This is a genomic window from Pseudomonas sp. LY-1 (assembly GCF_053502595.1).
The window spans coordinates 4,505,166-4,523,448 of sequence record NZ_CP094353.1; the positions used below are offsets into that span (position 1 = coordinate 4,505,166).

General features: G+C 62.7%; 16 protein-coding genes. 9 read left to right on the forward strand and 7 right to left on the reverse strand.

The annotated features are described in order from the left end of the window. Positions 1-156 precede the first annotated feature (156 nt). The gene (locus MOQ67_RS20495; protein WP_046485637.1) at positions 157-777 is read right to left on the reverse strand and encodes a TetR/AcrR family transcriptional regulator; all 621 of its coding nucleotides are present in this window, start codon (positions 775-777) and stop codon (positions 157-159) included. A 115-nt stretch (positions 778-892) separates the two neighbouring features. On the opposite strand from MOQ67_RS20495, the gene copC reads away from it, so the two are divergent. The 9 genes from copC to MOQ67_RS20540 all read left to right on the forward strand — a co-directional run bounded on the left by copC (position 893) and on the right by MOQ67_RS20540 (position 9,266). Further along, complete coding sequence (gene copC, locus MOQ67_RS20500; protein WP_017847464.1) at positions 893-1,258, forward strand: copper homeostasis periplasmic binding protein CopC; 366 nt, start codon at positions 893-895, stop codon at positions 1,256-1,258. 3 nt (positions 1,259-1,261) lie between these two features. Next, positions 1,262-2,119, forward strand: a complete 858-nt coding sequence (copD, locus tag MOQ67_RS20505) for a copper homeostasis membrane protein CopD (RefSeq protein ID WP_198718510.1) — start codon at positions 1,262-1,264, stop codon at positions 2,117-2,119. A 177-nt stretch (positions 2,120-2,296) separates the two neighbouring features. After that, on the forward strand, positions 2,297-3,559 hold the full coding sequence (locus tag MOQ67_RS20510; protein WP_198718509.1) for an OprD family porin: 1,263 nt from the start codon (positions 2,297-2,299) through the stop codon (positions 3,557-3,559). 187 nt (positions 3,560-3,746) lie between these two features. Next, positions 3,747-4,562 (forward strand): NAD-dependent epimerase/dehydratase family protein, encoded by an 816-nt coding sequence (locus MOQ67_RS20515; RefSeq protein ID WP_198718508.1) that lies wholly within the window; start codon positions 3,747-3,749, stop codon positions 4,560-4,562. 30 nt (positions 4,563-4,592) lie between these two features. Next, complete coding sequence (locus MOQ67_RS20520) at positions 4,593-5,468, forward strand: SMP-30/gluconolactonase/LRE family protein (protein ID WP_198718507.1); 876 nt, start codon at positions 4,593-4,595, stop codon at positions 5,466-5,468. A 51-nt stretch (positions 5,469-5,519) separates the two neighbouring features. After that, positions 5,520-6,482 (forward strand): TRAP transporter substrate-binding protein, encoded by a 963-nt coding sequence (locus tag MOQ67_RS20525; RefSeq protein WP_198718506.1) that lies wholly within the window; start codon positions 5,520-5,522, stop codon positions 6,480-6,482. 66 nt (positions 6,483-6,548) lie between these two features. Further along, on the forward strand, positions 6,549-7,076 hold the full coding sequence (locus MOQ67_RS20530) for a TRAP transporter small permease (RefSeq protein WP_046382821.1): 528 nt from the start codon (positions 6,549-6,551) through the stop codon (positions 7,074-7,076). Position 7,077: 1 nt separating this feature from the next. Continuing rightward, a complete protein-coding gene (locus MOQ67_RS20535; protein WP_017847471.1) occupies positions 7,078-8,358 on the forward strand; it encodes a TRAP transporter large permease in 1,281 nt (426 codons plus the stop codon). Continuing rightward, positions 8,358-9,266: an aldose 1-epimerase gene (locus MOQ67_RS20540; RefSeq protein WP_448675544.1), complete on the forward strand. Its 909-nt coding sequence runs from the start codon at positions 8,358-8,360 to the stop codon at positions 9,264-9,266. The genes MOQ67_RS20535 and MOQ67_RS20540 overlap by 1 nt, the downstream gene beginning before the upstream one ends. A gap of 469 nt (positions 9,267-9,735) precedes the next feature. Here MOQ67_RS20540 and MOQ67_RS20545 read toward each other — a convergent pair whose 3' ends face one another. The 6 genes from MOQ67_RS20545 to MOQ67_RS20570 form a co-directional block, all read right to left on the reverse strand. Next, positions 9,736-11,214: a DASS family sodium-coupled anion symporter gene (locus MOQ67_RS20545; RefSeq protein ID WP_017847473.1), complete on the reverse strand. Its 1,479-nt coding sequence runs from the start codon at positions 11,212-11,214 to the stop codon at positions 9,736-9,738. Positions 11,215-11,294: 80 nt separating this feature from the next. Then, positions 11,295-12,665, reverse strand: coding sequence for an ATP-binding response regulator (locus MOQ67_RS20550; RefSeq protein ID WP_198718504.1), 1,371 nt, complete (start codon positions 12,663-12,665; stop codon positions 11,295-11,297). Beyond that, on the reverse strand, positions 12,649-13,812 hold the full coding sequence (gene ercA / locus MOQ67_RS20555) for an alcohol dehydrogenase-like regulatory protein ErcA (protein ID WP_017847475.1): 1,164 nt from the start codon (positions 13,810-13,812) through the stop codon (positions 12,649-12,651). The genes MOQ67_RS20550 and ercA overlap by 17 nt, the downstream gene beginning before the upstream one ends. A 127-nt stretch (positions 13,813-13,939) precedes the next feature. Beyond that, on the reverse strand, positions 13,940-14,011 hold the full coding sequence (gene pqqA / locus MOQ67_RS20560; protein ID WP_010209364.1) for a pyrroloquinoline quinone precursor peptide PqqA: 72 nt from the start codon (positions 14,009-14,011) through the stop codon (positions 13,940-13,942). A gap of 724 nt (positions 14,012-14,735) precedes the next feature. Beyond that, complete coding sequence (exaC, locus tag MOQ67_RS20565; RefSeq protein WP_017847476.1) at positions 14,736-16,256, reverse strand: acetaldehyde dehydrogenase ExaC; 1,521 nt, start codon at positions 16,254-16,256, stop codon at positions 14,736-14,738. A gap of 121 nt (positions 16,257-16,377) precedes the next feature. Next, positions 16,378-18,153 carry a PQQ-dependent methanol/ethanol family dehydrogenase gene (locus tag MOQ67_RS20570; RefSeq protein ID WP_017847477.1) on the reverse strand — a complete coding sequence of 592 codons (1,776 nt, stop codon included), beginning with the start codon at positions 18,151-18,153 and terminating at the stop codon, positions 16,378-16,380. Between the last annotated feature and the right edge of the window lie 130 nt (positions 18,154-18,283).

Below are 18,283 nucleotides of genomic sequence, written 5' to 3' on the forward strand. Positions count from 1 at the left end.
GGAGGGGGCTTGCCCCCGATGAGGCCCTCAGCCTCACCACAAGTCTCAAGTCTCAAACAGTTGACCGCATTCTTTCAGACAAATGCAGTTCATTGTGGGAGGGGGCTTGCCCCCGATGAGGCCCTCAGCCTCACCACAAGCCTCAAGCCTCAAGCCTCAAGGCTCCAACCCAATCCCCCGCAAAATCACCCCCGTCACCGTCTGAATCGCCCTCTCGAACTGCATATCCGACAACGGCTGGTGATCGTTCAGAATCTTCACCTGATGATCAAAGTCGGCGTAGTGCTGGGTCGAGGCCCAGATCATATACAGCAGGCTCGCCGGCTCGACCGGCAGGATGCGTTTGTCTTCCACCCATTGGCGAATTTTCGCTTCCTTCATCTTGGCCCAGTCGTACAGGCTTTCATCCAGCGCCTCACCGAGCGTCGGCGCGCCGTGGATGATTTCGTTGGCCCAGACCTTCGACCCATACGGCCGCGTGCGCGAGCGTTGCATCTTGGCGCGGATGTAGCTGCTGAGCACCACTCGCGGGTCATCGAAGGTTTCGAAGCTCAGGGCATCCTGCTTCCACACTTCCAACAGATCGAACAGCACCGCGCTGTACAGCTCGCTCTTGGTGGTGAAGTAGTAATGCAGGTTGGAACGCGGCAGTTGCACTTCGGCGGCAATATCGGCCATGGCGGTGCTGCCATAGCCCTTCTCGGCGAAGATTTTTTCCGCCGCCAGCAGGATTTTTTCGACGTTGACCCGACGAATTCCGATCTTGTGCTTGCCCATAAGGGCTCCCTGACAAAGACATAACGGAAAGACTACCACCCGCTCTAGATCGGGGCGACAGGAGGAGCCGAAACTTCGTACACTGCCCGTCCTATCCTTTGATTGGTATTGCTCAATGTTGATCAAGAAAACCCTGACCACCGTCGCTCTGCTGGCCTCGCTGCTGGGCGCCTCGGCGGCGTTTGCCCATGCTCACCTCAAGAGCGCGACGCCTGCGGCAGACAGCAGCGTCGCCGCACCGAACGATGTGCGCCTGACCTTCAGCGAAGGCGTGGAGGCGACCTTTTCCAAGGTTTCCCTGAGCAAGGACGGCACCGAAATCGCAATCAAGGGCCTGGCAACGCCGGATGCCGACAAGAAAACCCTGGTGGTGACGCCCGCCGCGCCCCTCGCAGCCGGCACCTACAAAGTGGTGTGGAACGCGGTCTCGGTCGACACCCACAAGAGCAACGGCGAATACAGCTTCAAGGTCGGCCAATAACCTATGGCGACGCTGCTGGTGCTGTGCCGTTTCCTGCATTTCATCGTCGTCTTGTTGATGTTCGGGGCCTGTGTATTCAGGCCCTGGCTGATGGGCAATGCACCGCAGCCGGCGCTGGACCGGCAAGTGCTGCGTATCAGCCGAGCACTGGCCTGGCTCGGGCTCGGCTCCGGCGTGGCCTGGTTGCTGCTGATCACGGTCAGCATGGCCGGCAGTTGGGACGCCGCACTGCAACCGGCCACTGTGCAATTGGTGCTGGGCAAGACCTTTTTCGGCCAAGTGTGGCTCTGGCATCTGCTGCTCAACGTGCTGCTGTTGATCGCCTTGATCAAACCCTGGTCGGCGTTGCGCCTGCCCTTGATCGGCCTGCTGCTGGCGACCCTGGCCCCGGTCGGTCACGGAGCCATGCTCAACGGGCTCAGCGGCCAGTTGCTGATCCTCAATCAGGTCGTCCACCTGGCGTGCGTGGGCGCCTGGCTTGGCGGTCTGCTGTTGCTGGTATTGATCCTGCGCCAACTGCAGCGCCATGGGCTGGAGCCGATTCTGCGGCGTTTCAGCGGCGCGGGTTATGGCCTGGTCGCCGGCTTGCTGGTCACCGGCTTGATCAACGTGCGTGTATTGACCGGGCAACTGTGGCCCACCCCGCTGTTCAACGGTTTCGCCCTGATTCTGCTGATCAAGGCGATGCTGGTGCTGGGCATGTTGACCCTGGCGCTGCTGAACCGCTTGCGTATCGAGCGCTGCGAACAGCGACTGGAGACCTTGAAGGCCAGTGTGATGGCTGAATGGTTACTAGGTATTTTAGCGGTTGCCGCCGTCTCCCTCCTCGGCACCTTGCCCCCGATGGCGATGGCCGGCTGAATCCATAGTCGACACGATCCAACTCTCACACTGAACCACGGCCGCTTTTGCTCAGCGAAGCCTGGTCATCGTATAACTTCTGATTGACAAGCCACAAAAACCCCGCAAATATCACCCTTATGTTGTACGACGACGTATGACAAATAATAAAAACAACAAACCCAAGGGAGCGTCACTGTGCGTCCATCCGCCCGCAATTCCTCCTCGCATCTCGGCCTTATCGGCCTCGGCAGCCTGGCTTTCACCCTGCCCCTCATCGCCCAGGCCGAAGGGTTTGTCGACGACGCCAAGGCCACGCTCAACTTACGCAACGCCTACTTCAACCGCAATTTCACCAACCCGTCCAACCCCCAGGCCAAGGCCCAAGAGTGGACGCAGAACTTCATCCTCGACGCCAAATCCGGCTACACCCAGGGCACCGTGGGCTTCGGGATTGATGTGCTGGGCCTGTACTCGCAAAAGCTCGACGGCGGCAAAGGTACCGCTGGCACCCAGTTGCTGCCGGTTCACGACGACGGTCGCCCCGCTGACAACTTCGGGCGCCTGGGCGTGGCGCTGAAAACCAAGCTGTCGAAGACCGAACTGAAAATCGGCGAATGGATGCCCGTGCTACCGATTTTGCGTTCCGACGATGGCCGTTCCCTGCCGCAAACCTTCCAGGGCGGCCAGGTCACCTCCAATGAAATCGCCGGTCTGACCCTCTACGGCGGGCAGTTTCGCGGCAACAGCCCGCGCAACGATGCGAGCATGGAAGACATGTTCATGAACGGCAAAGCCGCCTTCACCTCAGACCGCTTCAACTTCGGCGGCGCCGAATACACCTTCAACGATAAGCGCACCCAGGTCGGGCTGTGGTACGCCGAACTGACCGACATCTACCAACAGCAGTACCTCAACCTGACCCACAGCCAGCCGCTGGGCGACTGGACCCTGGGCGCCAACCTCGGTTTCTTCAACGGCAAGGAAGACGGCAGCGCCCTGGCCGGCGACCTGGACAACAAAACCGCATTCGCCCTGCTCTCGGCCAAATACGGCGCTAACACCTTCTACGTCGGCCTGCAGAAACTCAGCGGCGACAGCGCATGGATGCGGGTCAACGGCACCAGCGGCGGCACCCTGGCCAACGACAGCTACAACGCCAGCTACGACAACGCCAAGGAGAAATCCTGGCAACTGCGCCACGACTTCAACTTCGCGGCGCTCGGCGTTCCGGGCCTGACCCTGATGAACCGCTACATCAGCGGCAGTAACGTCCACACCGGCACGATCACCGATGGCAAGGAATGGGGCCGCGAATCGGAACTGGCCTACACGGTGCAGAGCGGTGTCTTGAAGAACCTCAACGTGCGCTGGCGCAATTCGACCATGCGCCGGGACTTCAGCAATAACGAGTTCGATGAGAACCGGGTCTTCGTCAGCTACCCGATTTCGTTGCTTTAAAGATCTAAAACCCGGGCACATCCATTGTGGGAGGGGGCTTGCTCCCGATGACGGTGTATCAGGCAATGTCTCTGTGACTGACCCATAGCCATCGGGGGCAAGCCCCCTCCCACATTGACAAGCGGGGACTCTCTAACAATACTTCGGCATAGTCATACGACAACCTACAACAAAAACTGGAATCCAGATGACCACCACTACCCCAGCGCCCTTCAACCGCCTCCTCCTCACTGGTGCCGCCGGCGGCCTCGGCAAAGTGCTGCGCGAACGCCTGCAGCCGTATGCCCAGGTGCTGCGCCTGTCGGATATCGCCTACATGGCCCCCGCCGGCGCCAATGAAGAAGTGCAGCCCTGCGACCTGTCCGACAAACACGCGGTACACCATCTGGTCGAAGGCGTCGACGCCATCCTGCATTTCGGTGGCGTATCCGTGGAGCGCTCGTTCGAAGAAGTCCTCGGCGCCAATATCTGCGGGATTTTTCACATCTACGAAGCCGCCCGCCGCCATGGCGTCAAGCGCGTGATTTTCGCCAGCTCCAACCATGTGATCGGCTTCTACCAACAGGGCGAGCACCTCGACGCCCACTCGCCGCGTCGCCCGGACAGTTACTACGGGCTGTCCAAGTCCTACGGCGAAGACATGGCCAGCTTCTACTTCGACCGCTACGGCATCGAGACCGTGAGCATCCGCATCGGCTCGTCGTTCCCCGAACCGCAGAACCGCCGGATGATGCACACCTGGCTGAGCTTCGATGACCTGACCCAACTGCTCGAACGCGCGCTGTACACGCCGAACGTCGGCCACACCGTGGTCTACGGCATGTCGGCCAACCTCGACACCTGGTGGGACAACCGCTACGCCGCACACCTGGGCTTCACCCCCAAAGACAGCTCCGAAGTATTCCGCGCCCAGGTCGAGCGCCAGCCGCCGCTGGCCGCCGACGACCCGGCCAAGGTCTACCAGGGCGGTGCGTTCTGCGCCGCCGGGCCGTTCGGTGACTGACGTCACACTAACCCAAGGGAGTGAGTTGCCATGACCGCTGAATTGATTGTCGACGCCCGCAACGCCGTAGGCGAATGCCCGGTGTGGGTGCCCGAAGAAAACGCCCTGTACTGGGTGGATATTCCCAACGGCGGCCTGCAACGCTGGAGCGCCGCCACCGGCCATATCGACGCGTGGAAAGCCCCGCAGATGCTCGCCTGCATTGCCCGCACCGATGCGGGCAACTGGGTCGCCGGGATGGAAAGCGGCTTTTTCCAGCTCACCGCGCACAACGACGGCAGCCTCGACACCACGCCCCTGGCCGAGGTCGCGCACCCGCGCGCGGACATGCGCCTGAACGATGGGCGCTGCGATCGCCAGGGCCGGTTCTGGGCCGGCAGCATGGTGCGGGACATGGGCGCAAATGCGCCCGCAGGCATCCTCTACCGTTACGCGTCGGGCGCCGCGCCGCATGCGCAGTTGGACGGCTTTATCACCCTCAATGGCCTGGCCTTCAGCCCCGATGGCGGCACGATGTATGTCTCGGACTCGCACCCGCTGGTGCAACAGATCTGGGCCTTCGACTACGACACCGACACCGGCACACCGTCCAACCGCCGCGTGTTTGTCGACATGCAGCCACACCAAGGCCGCCCCGATGGCGCGGCCGTGGATGTCGACGGCGGCTACTGGATCTGCGCCAACGACGCCGGCCTGATCCACCGCTTCACCCCCGACGGTCGCCTGGACCGCTCCCTGCGCGTGCCGGTGAAAAAACCCAGCATGTGCGCCTTTGGCGGCAGTCGCCTGGACACCCTGTTCGTCACCTCGATCCGTGACGAACAGAGCGAGCAGTCGCTGTCCGGCGGCGTATTCGCCCTCAACCCCAGCACGACAGGACTGCCCGAACCCCGCTTCGCCCTCTAGCTGCATCGCTGTGCCTTGAATACAACAATAACAAGACAGGAGTGACCGCTCATGGACTTCAAACGCACCTTGCTCGCCGCCGCAATCTTCACCCTCAGCAGCGCCGCCCACGCGCTGGAAATCAAATTCGCCGACATCCACCCCGCCGGCTACCCCACCGTCGTGGCCGAAGAGAACATGGGCAAGGCCCTCACCCAAGAAAGCAACGGCGAACTGACCTTCAAGTACTTCCCCGGGGGCGTCCTGGGTTCGGAAAAAGAAGTCGTCGAACAGGCCCAGGTCGGCGCGATCCAGATGACCCGGGTCAGCCTCGGCATCGTCGGCCCGGTGGTGCCGGACGTGAACGTGTTCAACCTGCCATTCGTGTTCCGCGACCAGGCGCATATGCGCAAAGTCATCGACGGCGAGATCGGCGATGAAATCCTCGCCAAGATCACCGACTCCGAATTCGGCCTGGTCGCCCTGGCCTGGATGGACGGCGGCACGCGCAACCTCTACAGCAAAAAACCGGTGCGCAAGATCGAAGACCTCAAGGGCATGAAGATTCGCGTGCAGGGCAACCCGCTGTTCATCGATGCCTTCAACGCCATGGGTGCCAACGGTATCGCCATGGACACCGGCGAGATCTTCAGTGCCTTGCAGACCGGGGTGATCGACGGTGCCGAGAACAACCCACCCACCCTGCTGGAACACAACCACTTTCAGAACGCCAAGTACTACACCCTCACCGAGCACCTGATCCTGCCCGAACCGATCGTGATGTCGAAAATCACCTGGAACAAGCTCACCCCCGCGCAACAGCTCATGGTGAAGAACGCCGCCAAGGCCGCCCAGGCCGATGAGCGTGTGCTGTGGGATAAAAAATCCGCCAGCAGCGAGGAAAAACTCAAGGCGGCTGGCGTGGAGTTCATCCGCGTCGACAAACAGCCCTTCTACGACGCCACCGCCGCGGTTCGCGCCAAGTACGGCGCGCCTTACGCCGAGATCATCGCGCGCATCGACGCCGTTCAATAACCCGCCCTGCCTCTCGCATAAGGCCCGGCGCGGTCGGCATCGACGCGCCCGGTCACGGTGAACGCCATGAAGAATCTAGTGCTGCGCATCAACGACCGCCTCTACATGACCTGCATCTGGGTCGCCGGCCTCTCGGTCCTCGGGGTCGCGCTGATCATCCCCTGGGGCATCTTCGCCCGCTACATCCTCGGCACCGGCTCCAGCTGGCCGGAGCCCACCGCCATCCTGCTGATGCTGGTGTTCACTTTTATCGGCGCCGCCGCCAGCTACCGCGCCGGGGCGCATATGTCGGTGGCGATGGTCACTGACCGCCTGCCTGCGCGCCAACGCCAGGTCGTCGGCATCCTCTCGCAACTGCTGATGGGCACCATCTGCCTGTTCATGACCATTTGGGGCAGCAAGCTGTGCCTGTCCACCTGGAACCAGTTCATGAGCGCCATCCCTACCCTGCGCGTGGGCATCACCTACATGCCGATCCCGATCGGCGGGTTGCTGACCCTGGTCTTCGTGGTGGAAAAACTCGTGCTCGGTGACCAGAGCAACCGACGGGTCGTGCGCTTCGATCTGGTTGAAGAAAGCGAAGGGGCTGCCTGATATGGACGCATTGATTCTGTTGGGCAGCTTTGTCGGCTTGATCCTGATCGGCATGCCAGTGGCCTATGCCCTGGGCCTGTCGGCGTTGATCGGCGCGTGGTGGATCGACATTCCGTACCAGGCCCTGATGATTCAGATCGCTGGCGGGGTGAACAAGTTTTCGCTGATGGCGATTCCGTTCTTCGTGCTGGCCGGCGCGATCATGGCCGAGGGCGGCATGTCGCGGCGGCTGGTGGCGTTCGCCGGGGTGCTGGTGGGTTTTGTGCGCGGCGGCTTGTCCCTGGTGAACATCATGGCCTCGACGTTTTTCGGCGCGATCTCCGGCTCCTCGGTGGCCGACACCGCCTCGGTCGGCTCGGTGCTGATCCCGGAAATGGAGCGCCGTGGCTACCCCCGGGAGTTCGCCACGGCGGTGACCATCAGCGGCTCGGTGCAGGCGCTGTTGACCCCGCCCAGCCACAACTCGGTGCTCTACTCCCTGGCGGCGGGCGGCACGGTGTCGATCGCCTCGCTGTTCATGGCCGGCGTGGTCCCGGGCCTGCTGATGAGCGCGTGCCTGATGGTGCTGTGCCTGATCTTCGCGAAGAAGCGCGACTACCCCAAGGGCGAAGTCATCCCGCTCAAGCAAGCGCTGAAAATCTGCGCCGACGCACTGTGGGGCCTGATGGCCATGGTGATCATCCTCGGCGGCATCCTGTCGGGCATCTTCACCGCCACCGAGTCCGCTGCGATCGCGGTGCTGTGGGCATTCTTCGTGACCATGTTCATCTACCGCGACTACAAATGGAACGAGCTGCCCAAGCTGATGCACCGCACGGTACGCACCATTTCCATCGTGATGATCCTGATCGCCTTCGCGGCCAGCTTCGGCTACATCATGACCCTGATGCAGATCCCGGCGAAGATCACCACGCTGTTCCTGACCCTGTCGGACAACCGCTACGTGATCCTGATGTGCATCAACGCCATGCTGCTGTTGCTCGGCACGGTGATGGACATGGCGCCGCTGATTTTGATCCTCACGCCGATCCTGCTGCCGGTGGTGCTCGGCATCGGCGTCGACCCGGTTCACTTCGGCATGATCATGCTGGTCAACCTCGGTATCGGCCTGATCACTCCACCGGTCGGCGCGGTGCTGTTCGTGGGGGCGGCGGTGGGCAAGGTGAGTATCGAGAACACCGTGAAGGCGCTGCTGCCGTTCTATGGCGTGCTGTTTTTGGTGCTGATCGCGGTGACTTACATTCCGGCGTTATCGCTGTGGCTGCCAGGGCTGGTGCTGTGATGCTGATTGAACTGGAAGATCACCTGACCCACCTCACCCTCGCCCCGGCCGTCGGCGGCAGCATCGTCAACTGGCGCGTGCGCGCCAGCGGCCAGCCCCTGCTGCGGCCTAGCGATCAAGCGGCGCTGGACACCGGCCTGCCCGGCAAACTGGCCTGCTATCCCCTCGCGCCGTGGTCCAATCGCATTGCCAACGGCGGTTTCGATACGCCGGCCGGCTGGCTGGCACTCACGCCCAACAGCGCGACCGATCCGCTGCCGATTCACGGTTCGGCCTGGCAACAGGCGTGGCGCGTGGTCAGCCAGTCGGCGGGTGAAGTGCTGCTTGCGCTGGAATGCGCCACGCCGTTCGCCTATCGCGCCGAGCAGCGGTTTGGGTTGAGCAACGGCGTGTTGAGTATCGGGCTGAGCGTGACGCATCTGGCCGAAGCCGCCGCGTGGCACGGTTTGGGCTTGCATCCTTACTTCCCGCGCCGGGCGGGTACGCGGTTGCAGGCCAAGGCTGGGCAGGTATGGATGAGTGATGCGTCCAAGCTGCCGACGGCGCTGGCACCCGTACACGCCGATTGGGATTTCCAACAGCTCAAGGGATTGCCCCAAGCGTTGGTCGACAACGGGTTTTGCCAGTGGGACGGGCATTGCCGGATCGAACAGCCGGAGCTGGGTTACACCCTGGAATGCCAGGCCACCGGCGCCGATTACTTCTTGCTGTACTGCCCGCCGGGGTTGGGGTTCTTCTGCATCGAGCCGGTGAGCCATCCGGTGAATGCCCATCACTTGCCGGGCAGGCCGGGCCTGAAACTGCTGGAACACAACCAGCAGACCCAACTCAATTTCACCCTGAAATACATTCCAACTGTGGGAGGGGGCTTGCCCCCGATGGCAGTGTGTCAGCCACTACATGCATGACTGACCCACCACTATCGGGGGCAAGCCCCCTCCCACATTTTTGACTGGGTTCGGCTTCCAGGATCAGGTCGGCTATAAGGCAGCCTCGCTTTTGCTTTTGCTTTTGATCTTAGGCGCCCCGTAAAACCACGCTGGCCGAACGCAGGCTTGAATCCGTGGGCAACCCGGCAGGACGCCGGGTTAGCCGTCCTGGGCCAGGGATGGCCCATGACGGCGGCCCACGGATTCAAGCCGGAGTGAGGGCATGCCGAGCCTAGGCGAGGCACCGAGTGGTGGGGCAAGAGCCCTTTGGTTACTTTGGGGCTTTTCCAAAGTGACCCGCCGTAAGGGCGGAACCCATAGCAGCCGTGACCGCAACAATGGATATGTACTCAACCCAAAAAGCTGGTCAGCCCAGAGGCCGCCATCGGGGGCAAGCCCCCTCCCACATTGGATCTCCTTTGCATTGGCGACCCCATGACACGCCCTATCAGATCCAGCCAAGCCAGCTCCAGTACGTCGCCGCAAACACCAACATCAACAAGTAACCCATCAGCGTCACCAACACCCCCACCTTGGCAAACTGCCGCGCCGTGAATGTCCCGGTCCCCAGGCACACCATGTTCTGCGGCGCATTGATCGGCAGGATAAACCCGTAGCTCACCACAAACCCCAACAGCATGGTCATCCCCAACCGGTTGAACTCCCCCGGCAAGGTCTGCAACACCGCAATCAGGATCGGCAACAACGCCGAGGTCAACGCGGTCGCACTGGCAAACCCCAAGTGGATCACGATCAAAAACGCCCCGAGGATGGCAAACACGCCCAGCGGCCCGACCTGGTCCAGGCCGGTATGCGCCACCACTTGCGAACCCAGCCACTGCCCGGCCTGGGTGGTCAGCAACGCCGTGCCGAGGCTGATGCCGACGCCAAACACAATCACCGTGCCCCACGGAATCCGCGACTGCACATCCTTCCAGGTCATCACGCCGATCCCCGGCAACAGCAGGAACACCAGCCCGGCGTAGGTGGTCGAGGTGGTGTCGAAATTGTGCAGGCGCCCTTCGGTAGCCCACGCCAACAGCAACAGCACCGACACGGCAAGCAGGCGTTTTTGCGGGCCGGTCATCGGGCCGATGTCCACCAGCGACTGGGCCACGGCTTCTTTGCCGCCGGGGATGCTGTCGCTTTCCGGCGGCAGTAGTTTGATCACCAGGAACAGCAACACCGCCGACATGATCAGCGCCCATGGCGCGCCGGCAATCAGCCAGTCGATCCACGACACGCGCTGGCCGAGCATCTTGTCCATGAACCCAACGGTCAGCAGGTTCTGCGCGGCGGCGGTCTGGATGCCGACGTTCCAGATGCTAGTGCCCTGGGCCACCACGATCATCAGGCCGGCGGCGATGTTGGAGCGTTTATCGACGCCAAACGCCGCCACCACGCCCATCATGATCGGCACCACGCAGGCACTGCGCGCGGTGGCGCTGGGTACGACGAGGCTCAGGAGGATAGTCACCGCGATCGCCCCCAGCAGAATGCCGCGGGTGCTGGTGCCGACCCGGGTCAGCGTGACCAGGGCGATGCGCCGATCCAGGCCGGTGTGGGTCATGGCGGCGGCGATGAACAACGCCCCCGCCACCAGCGCCAGCGCCGGGTTGGAGAAGCCGGTCAGCGCCATGCCGATGGCCGGGCTGGAGCCGATCAGGTGCGCGGGGTCTTGCAGCGACGGCGCGGTGCCGAGCAAGAACGCCATGAGCGAGGTGATCATGATCGCGCTGGCCTCATAGGACACCGCCTCGCTGATCCACACCACCACCGCAAACGCGAGGATCGCCAGCATGCGATGCCCGGCCACCGGCAAATCCGCGGGCAGCGGTAACAGCAGCACCCCGACCATCACCAGTACAGCGACGACCAGGCCCAAGGGCAACTTGAATGATGCAGCGGTTGTTGCGGGGGCGCTCATGGGGGAGTCTCCGTCGGCGTCAAATCAGGCTGGGAGCATGGCGCAAAATGCCGCACGCGGTGTTGACAGGTATCAAACCTCTAGGCCAATAACTGACTCAACACCGCCCGCAACTTCCCGGGCTTGACCGGTTTGTTCAACAACGGTGCGTCCAGCCGCCGCAGGATGCGCCGGCACTGGTCGGTGCGGTCGGCGCTGATGATCACGGCGGGAATCGTCTGGGCAAAATGCTCGCGCAGGTACTTGACCACCTCACAGCCCACCACGCCGTGGTCCAGGTGATAGTCCGCCAGGATCAGTTCCGGCGCCCTGCCCTGCAACGCCAGCAACGCGCCGGCCTGGTCGGTGGCCGTGATCACCTCGCAGCCCCACTGCCCGAGCAGCGCGCTCATGCTTTCGAGGATGCTGACTTCGTTGTCCAGCACCAGCAAACGCCGCCCCGGCAGCGGGTTGCCGGTGGTCGGTTGCGTGGGTAGTTGGCTGATGGCCAACGGCATTTCTTCGCTGATCGGCACTTCGAGGCTGAACATCGACCCGCGTCCCGGCCACGAGCGCACCGCCACCGGGTAACCGAGGATCTCAGCGATCCGCTCGACAATCGCCAGCCCCAGGCCCACGCCCTTGCGGTCCGAGGCGCGGCCGACGTCCAATTGGTTGAATTCGAGGAAGATCGCGTCGAGCCGGTCGGCCGGGATGCCGCGCCCGGTGTCCCACACTTCCAGGCGCAGGTGATCGCCGCGACGACGGGCGCCGAGCAGGATGCAGCCGTCGTCGGTGTAGCGGCAGGCGTTGCTGAGGAAATTACGCAAAATCCGCGTCACCAGGCGCAGGTCGGTCCGGATCGCGTAATGGCCGGTGTGTGCGCGTAGATTCAGTCCGGCGGCCAGGGCGACGGACTGGAATTCGGAGACCAGCGGCGCAAACAACTCATCCAGGCGATACAGCGCCACGTCCGGCTTGACCGCTGCCTGGTCGAGCCGCGAGATATCGAGCAAGTCGGTGAGCAAATCCTCGGCACCTTCCAGGGCCTGGTGCGTGCGCTCCACCAGCACCTGTTCGACGCTCGGCAACGACCGTTCGCGCAGGGTGGCGATCAGCAGCCGTGCGGCGTTGAGCGGCTGCAACAGATCATGGCTGGCGGCGGCGAGGTACTTGTCCTTGCTGCGGTTGGCGGCCTCGGCGGCGTCGCGGGCGTCGCGCAGCTCCTGTTCGACCTGTTCGCGCTGGGCGACCTGCTGTTGCAGGTTGCGGTTGGCTTCGAGCAGTTCATCGGTGCGCGCCGCCACCCGCTGCTCCAGCTCATCGTTGAGGCGGATGTAGCGGTTGCGCTCGGCCTCCAGCTCATCGAGGCGGGCCGTGAGTTCCGGGTAGTGGCTCTTGCGCGCAGACTGGTCGCCCAACCCCAGCAGCCCGGCCAGGGCGCGCTGCTGGTCGTCAGAGAGCTTCGCCATAGACGACCTCGACGTCACGCTGGCTCGATTCGCGGGGGTTGGTGAGGATGCACGGGTCGTGCATGGCGTGCTGGGACAGGAACGGAATGTCCGCCACCCGCACGCCGTGCAGGCCGAGGGTTTCGTGGAAGCCGATGGCACGCTTCAGCGCGATCAGATGCTCGACCAGCCGCCCGCGGATCTGCGGATGAGTCAGGCCGCGGCAGTCGATGCCGAACGTCTCGGCAATCACCTTGAAGCGCTCCGGCGCCGAGTTGTAGTTGAACGCCACCACATGCTCCACCAGCACCGCGTTGCACAGGCCGTGAGGCAGGTCGAGGAAGCCGCCGAGGCTGTGGGACATGGCATGCACCGCGCCGAGGATCGCATTGGAGAACGCCAGCCCCGCCTGCATGCTGCCGAGCATGATCTTCTCGCGCAGGGCGATGTCCGCCGGGTTGGCGATCATCTGCACCAGGTTGCCGTTGATCAGGCGCATGGCTTCCAGCGCGTGGGGGTCGGTCAGCGGGCCGTGGCCAGTGGAGACGAACGCCTCGATCGCATGCACCAGCGCATCGATGCCGGTGCAGGCGGACAGGAACGGGTCCATGCTCGCCGTGGTTTCCGGGTCGATCAGCGACACGTCCGGCACCACCGCCTTGCTGACGATGGAGAACTTCATGCGCTCCTGCTGGTTGGAAATGATCACGAACTGCGAGACATCCGCCGAAGTGCCGGCGGTGGTGGGGATCAGGATCAGCGGGGGGCTGGGCACGCGAATGGTGTCCACGCCTTCGAATTCGAGGATGTTGCGCCCATGGGCGACCACGATGCCGATGGCCTTGCCGCAGTCCATCGGGCTGCCGCCGCCGATGGCCACGATCACGTCGCAATGGTTGTCGCGGTACACCTCGGCACCGAGCATGACTTCTTCGACGCGGGGGTTGGGCGAGACGCCGCTGTACAGGCAGTAATCGATGCCGATGGCCTGCAGGCTGGCTTCCACGTCGGCGACCCAGCCGGCGGCGATCACACCGGGGTCGCTGACCACCAGCACTTTGCGCGCACCGAAGGTCTTGGCGTAATTACCGACGTTGTGCCGGCAGCCGGCACCAAAGATGATTTCAGGCGAAACGAACTTACGCAGAAGGCTGAGATTTGGGCTCATTGGAAAGCCTGTTTTTATTATTTTTGAGAGATGCGCTCCACACTAACCCATCCGCGCGCGAATGCAATCAGACCAAAGAGTCATTCCCCAAACGACCCCGGCCAGCGCGAGGCTGGCCGGGGGTGAATCAGCGGCTGGCGAAGTACATGGTCACTTCAAAGCCGATACGCAGGTCGGTAAACGCGGGTTTAGTCCACATGGGGCGATCCTCTTGTTGTGCCGGAAGATTCCGGTAATGGCATTAATGCATGGGGGGATGGGGGTGCGAATGCTACTTTCGAACGAGCCTGAAGCATGCCTTGGTAGCAGATGTACACCGATCAAAAATGTGGGAGGGGGCTTGCCCCCTCCCACAGTTGGTTGCATGTCAAGTCGGGGTTAGAAGAAGCCCAGGGGGTTAGTCTGCAGGTAGTGATCCAACAGGCAAAGCCCTCTTGTTGTGCCGGAACGGGTGTACGCCGATCAAAATGTGGGAGGGGGCTTGCCCCCGATGGCAGTGTGTCAGCCAATACATGCCTGACTGATCCACCGCTATCGGGGGCAAGCCCCCTCCCACAGTTGGTTGCATTTCAAGTCGGGGTTAGAAGAAGCCCAGGGGGGTGGTCTGCAGGTAGTGATCCAACAGGCAAAGCCCTCTTGTTGTGCCGGAACGGGTGTACGCCGATCAAAATCTGGGAGGGGGCAAGCCCCCTCCCACAGTTGGTTGCATTTCAAGTCGGGGTTAGAAGAGGCCCAGGGGGTTGGTCTGCAGGTAGTGGTCCAACAGGCAAAGCCCTCTTGTTGTGCCGGAACGGGTGTACGCCGATCAAAATGTGGGAGGGGGCTTGCCCCCGATGGCAGTGGGTCAGCCAAGACATGCCTGACTGAGCCACCGCTATCGGGGGCAAGCCCCCTCCCACAGTTGGTTGCATTTCAAGTCGGGGTTAGAAGAAGCCCAGGGGGTTGATGTCGTAGCTCACCAGCAGGTTCTTGGTCTGTTGGTAGTGATCCAACATCATCTTGTGGTTCTCACGCCCCACGCCGGACTTTTTGTAGCCGCCAAACGCGGCGTGCGCCGGGTACAGGTGGTAGCAGTTGGTCCACACGCGGCCGGCCTTGATCGCCCGGCCCATGCGGTAGGCGCGGTTGATGTCGCGGGTCCACAGGCCGGCACCCAGGCCGAACTCGCTGTCGTTGGCAATGGCCAGGGCTTCGGCTTCGTCCTTGAAGGTGGTGATACCCACCACCGGGCCGAAGATTTCTTCCTGGAACACGCGCATTTTGTTATGGCCCTTGAGCAGGGTCGGCTGGATGTAGTAACCGCTGGACAGGTCACCCTCCAAACGCTCGGCCGCGCCGCCGGTGAGCAGTTCGGCGCCCTCTTCCTGGGCGATTTTGAGGTAGGACAGGATCTTGTCGTATTGCTGCTCGGACGCCTGGGCGCCGACCATGGTTTCGGTATCCAGCGGGTTGCCGCGCTTGATCTTGACGATCTTTTTCATCACCACTTTCATGAAGTCGTCGTAGATCGACTCCTGCACCAGCGCCCGCGACGGGCAGGTACACACTTCGCCCTGGTTGAAGAACGCCAGCACCAGGCCTTCGGCGGCTTTCTCGATGAACTGCGGCTCTGCATTCATGATGTCTTCGAAGAAGATGTTCGGCGACTTGCCGCCCAGCTCCACGGTCGACGGAATGATGTTCTCGGCCGCGCAATGCATGATGTGCGCGCCGATTGGGGTAGAGCCGGTAAAGGCGATCTTGGCGATGCGCTTGCTGGTGGCCAGCGCTTCGCCGGCTTCACGGCCAAAGCCCTGGACGATGTTCAGCACGCCCGCTGGCAGCAGGTCGTTGATCAGCTCGGCAAACACCATGATCGACAGCGGCGTCTGCTCGGCCGGCTTGAGCACGATGCAGTTGCCGGCGGCCAGGGCCGGGGCGAGTTTCCAGGCGGCCATCAGCAGTGGGAAGTTCCACGGGATGATCTGCCCGACCACGCCCAGCGGCTCGTGGAAGTGGTAGGCGGCGGTGTGTTCGTTGATCTCGGCGGCGCCGCCTTCCTGGGCGCGGATGCAGCCGGCGAAGTAACGGAAGTGGTCGGCGGCCAGCGGCACGTCGGCGTTGAGGGTTTCACGCACGGCTTTGCCGTTGTCCCAGCTTTCGGTGACGGCCAGCACTTCGAGGTTCTGTTCGATGCGGTCGGCGATTTTCAGCAGCACCAGGGCGCGATCCTGGGCCGAGGTCTTGCCCCAGGCGTCGGCGGCGGCGTGGGCCGCGTCGAGGGCCTTGTCGATGTCGGCGGCGTTGGAACGCGGGAATTCGGCGATCACTTCACCGGTCACCGGCGAGGTGTTGGTGAAGTATTCACCGCTGATCGGCGCGACGAATTCGCCGCCGATGAAGTTGCCGTAGCGTGACTTGAAGCTGACGATGGCGCCAGGGGTGCCAGGTTGTGCGTAGATCATGTTAAAGCCTCTGTCTGGGTCCGGGCCTGTCGGTCAACAGGCGATGACCCGATAGTAAAGAGCCCCCGCTGCCGGGCGAATGCGCCGTTGGCAGGAGGGCTCTTGTCATTTGGTCGTAGATTCAGTGTTTGGCGACCAGTTCTTTAGGCAATTTGAAGGTCCAGAGCATGCCGCCCTGGTTGAAGTCCTTGATGCGTTTGGCCACTTCACCGCCCCACAACGGCACCGCGCCGCCCCAGCCGGAGAGCACCGAGACGTACTGCTCGCCGTCCATTTCCCAGGTCACAGGCGAGCCGAGCACGCCGGAGCCGGTCTGGAATTCCCAGACCTTCTCGCCGGTCTTGGCGTTGAACGCCTGCAGGAAGCCTTCCGGCGTACCGGTGAACACCAGGTTGCCCTTGGTGGTCAGGACCCCGCCCCACAGCGGCGCGAAGTTCTTGTGGCGCCAGACTTCCTTGCCGGTTTTCGGGTCGATGGCGCGCAGCACGCCGATGTAGTCTTCGTTCAGCGGCTTGATGGTGAAGCCCGCACCGAGGAACGCCGCACCTTTTTTGTAGGTGATGCCTTCGTTCCACATGTCCATGCCCCATTCGTTGGACGGCACGTAGAACAACCCGGTGTCGCGGTTATAGGCCATCGGCATCCAGTTTTTCGCGCCGAGGAACGCCGGTGCGACGAACACCGAAGTGCCCTTGGCTTCGTTGCCTGGCGCGCCGGGGCGGCTGGCTTCGTTGTAGATCGGCCGACCGTCTTTATCCAGGCCGGTGGCCCAGGTGATCTTGTCGACGAACGGGAAGCCGCGGATGAACTTGCCGTTGGTGCGGTCGAGCACGTAGAAGAAGCCGTTACGGTCGGCGGTGGCCGCCGCTTTGATCTCTTTGCCGCCTTCGGTGTAGTTGAAGGAGACCAGTTCGTTCACGCCGTCGTAGTCCCAGCCGTCATGGGGCGTGGTCTGGAAGTGCCACTTGATGGTGCCGTCATCCGGGTTCAGCGCCAGGCGCGAGGACGAGTAGAGGTTGTCGCCAGGGCGCAAGTGCGAGTTCCACGGCGCCGGGTTGCCGGTGCCGAACAGCAGCAGGTTGGTTTCCGGGTCGTAGTAGCCGCCCAGCCACGGTGCCGCGCCGCCGGTTTTCCACAAGTCGCCAGGCCAGGTCTTGCCCGCCTCGCCGCCGGAAATGCCGTTTTCCACGGCCTTGCCGTCCTTGTAGACGTAGCCCATATGACCTTCAACGGTCGGACGGGTCCACAGCAGGTCACCGTTTTTCGGGTCGTAGGCTTCGATCTTGCCCACCACGCCGAATTCGCCGCCGGCCACGCCGGTAATCAGCTTGCCGTTGATCACCAGGGGCGCGGCGCTGATCGAGTAGCCTTCCTTGTGGTCGGCGACTTTCTTGCTCCACACCACTTTGCCGGTGTCTTTGTTCAGGGCCACCAGCTTGGCGTCGAGGGTGCCGAAGAACACCAGGTCGCCGTACAGCGCCACGCCGCGGTTGATCACGTCACAGCACGGGCGGATGTCATCGGGCAGACGCGCATCGTACTGCCAGAGCTTCTTGCCGGTGCGTGCGTCCACCGCGAACACCCGCGAGTAGGACCCGGTGAGGTACATCACCCCGTCCTTGATCATCGGCTGCGCCTGCTGGCCGCGCTGTTTCTCGCCGCCAAAGGAGAACGCCCAGACCGGGCGCAGGTCCTTGACGTTGTCCACATTCAGGGTATCGAGCGGGCTATAGCGCTGGCCTTGGACGCCCAGACCGTTGGTGACGATCTGCCCCGGGTTTTTCGGGTCCTGGAGAATCTCCTGATCGGTCACGGCCGCCATGGCCTGGCCGGATAACAGAATGGCACCGAGCAACACACTCAAGGCGAAGGGTTGGCGGCGTGCGGGTTGGGTCATGACGGCTACCTCTGCGGTTTTTTGTTATACCCGGGAAATTTTCCCGGTCTGGTACAGATTCTTGGGCGCAGGGGCGGTTGTCACAATTGACCGCAGTATCGAGATTGCTAGTTCCTTAGTAGCGGGTCCG

Excerpts from the sequence above, each read along its gene's own strand:
- MOQ67_RS20525 (WP_198718506.1), top strand. The coding sequence starts at position 5,520 with ATGGACTTCAAACGCACCTTGCTCGCCGCCGCAATCTTCACCCTCAGC.
- MOQ67_RS20520 (WP_198718507.1), top strand. The coding sequence starts at position 4,593 with ATGACCGCTGAATTGATTGTCGACGCCCGCAACGCCGTAGGCGAATGC.
- MOQ67_RS20535 (WP_017847471.1), top strand. The coding sequence starts at position 7,078 with ATGGACGCATTGATTCTGTTGGGCAGCTTTGTCGGCTTGATCCTGATC.
- MOQ67_RS20530 (WP_046382821.1), top strand. The coding sequence starts at position 6,549 with ATGAAGAATCTAGTGCTGCGCATCAACGACCGCCTCTACATGACCTGC.
- copD (WP_198718510.1), top strand. The coding sequence starts at position 1,262 with ATGGCGACGCTGCTGGTGCTGTGCCGTTTCCTGCATTTCATCGTCGTC.
- MOQ67_RS20515 (WP_198718508.1), top strand. The coding sequence starts at position 3,747 with ATGACCACCACTACCCCAGCGCCCTTCAACCGCCTCCTCCTCACTGGT.
- copC (WP_017847464.1), top strand. The coding sequence starts at position 893 with ATGTTGATCAAGAAAACCCTGACCACCGTCGCTCTGCTGGCCTCGCTG.
- MOQ67_RS20570 (WP_017847477.1), bottom strand. The coding sequence starts at position 18,153 with ATGACCCAACCCGCACGCCGCCAACCCTTCGCCTTGAGTGTGTTGCTC.
- MOQ67_RS20545 (WP_017847473.1), bottom strand. The coding sequence starts at position 11,214 with ATGAGCGCCCCCGCAACAACCGCTGCATCATTCAAGTTGCCCTTGGGC.
- MOQ67_RS20495 (WP_046485637.1), bottom strand. The coding sequence starts at position 777 with ATGGGCAAGCACAAGATCGGAATTCGTCGGGTCAACGTCGAAAAAATC.
- MOQ67_RS20550 (WP_198718504.1), bottom strand. The coding sequence starts at position 12,665 with ATGGCGAAGCTCTCTGACGACCAGCAGCGCGCCCTGGCCGGGCTGCTG.
- ercA (WP_017847475.1), bottom strand. The coding sequence starts at position 13,812 with ATGAGCCCAAATCTCAGCCTTCTGCGTAAGTTCGTTTCGCCTGAAATC.
- exaC (WP_017847476.1), bottom strand. The coding sequence starts at position 16,256 with ATGATCTACGCACAACCTGGCACCCCTGGCGCCATCGTCAGCTTCAAG.
- MOQ67_RS20540 (WP_448675544.1), top strand. The coding sequence starts at position 8,358 with ATGCTGATTGAACTGGAAGATCACCTGACCCACCTCACCCTCGCCCCG.